Genomic DNA, 1,266 nt, shown 5'->3' with positions numbered 1-1,266 from the left:
TAACTGCAATATGGAGGCATGACCCATATTAGAGATTATTTTGAAAATATCTCAATTAAAGATGCTTTAGAGCTAAGTATTATTTAAATATATGATATATTTAGACCATAATGCTACTACTTCTATCAATCCTAGAGTTAAGGAATTCATAATAAGTTTGATGGACAAGGAGCTTAACCCTTCATCAATACATAGATCAGGTGTATTTGCTAAGAATATTGTAGAAGAAGCGCGTTTTCAATTAGCTGCAGCTCTTGGTATATCATTATTTGCGGGAAAATATGATATTACTTTTACTTCTTCCGGAACTGAAAGTAATAATTTAATAATGAAAAATTTTTATGACGGTGATATTTTCATATCGGCTATTGAACATTTATCGATCTATAACCATATAAACTACGCTCCAAATATTAAAGTTATAAAAGTTGATAACCAAGGTTTGCTTGATCTAGAGCATCTAGAAGAATTATTGTCACAAAGTAGTGCTACAAAAAAATTAGTATCTATAATTATGGCTAATAATGAAAGCGGGGTGCTGCAAGATATAACCAAAATAAGTGAAATAGCTAAAAAATATGATGCAAAATTTCATAGTGATTTAGTGCAAGGTTTTGGCAGAATATCTATAAATATCAAAGAGTTAGGATTAGATTTTGCTACAATCTCAGGACATAAAATAGGAGGTGGGCAGGGAGGAGCTGCTTTAATTTCTACTTCTCGCTTTCAGCTTACTCCGATAATTATAGGTGGTGGACAAGAAAAAAATGCGCGTTCAGGTACAGAGAATATTATAGCAATTGCAGGTTTTGGTTTAGCGGCTGAATTAATGAGAAAAAATATAATAGAGAATTATATAAAAATCAAAAGTTTACAAGAAATATTAGAGAAAAAATTAAAAGAATATCCAAACGTAAATATTGTTAGTAATAACGTAGCTAGGTTACCTAATACTACTTTATTTACTGTACAAAATACAGATGCACAAGTGAAATTAATAGGTTTTGATTTACGTAATATTTGCGTAAGCTCTGGTTCTGCTTGCTCATCAGGAAAAATATCTAAATCGCATGTATTAACCAATATGGGTATGAGTGAAAAAGAGGCCAAATCTTCGATTAGGGTATCTTTAAGCCATACTAATACGGTAAGTGATATAAAGGTTTTTATAGAGGCTTTTGAGGAGGTTTATAATATACTCGTTTAATTTGAAAGATTGGCGTCGTTGTTTCATATTTTGGTCGTGCCTCCGTATTGCAGTTTAGA

1 protein-coding gene is annotated in these 1,266 nt (G+C 31.2%); it reads left to right on the top strand.

Annotated elements, in window-relative coordinates; genetic code table 11:
• The first annotated feature begins 91 nt into the window (after window positions 1-91).
• On the top strand, window positions 92-1,207 hold the full coding sequence (locus KYQ89_RS00120) for a cysteine desulfurase family protein (RefSeq protein ID WP_218459777.1): 1,116 nt from the start codon (window positions 92-94) through the stop codon (window positions 1,205-1,207).
• Window positions 1,208-1,266 lie beyond the last annotated feature (59 nt).

It is taken from the genome of Rickettsia sp. TH2014, assembly GCF_019249195.1.
Lineage (GTDB): Bacteria > Pseudomonadota > Alphaproteobacteria > Rickettsiales > Rickettsiaceae > Rickettsia > Rickettsia felis.
This window is presented reverse-complemented; position numbering and strand designations above follow the sequence as displayed.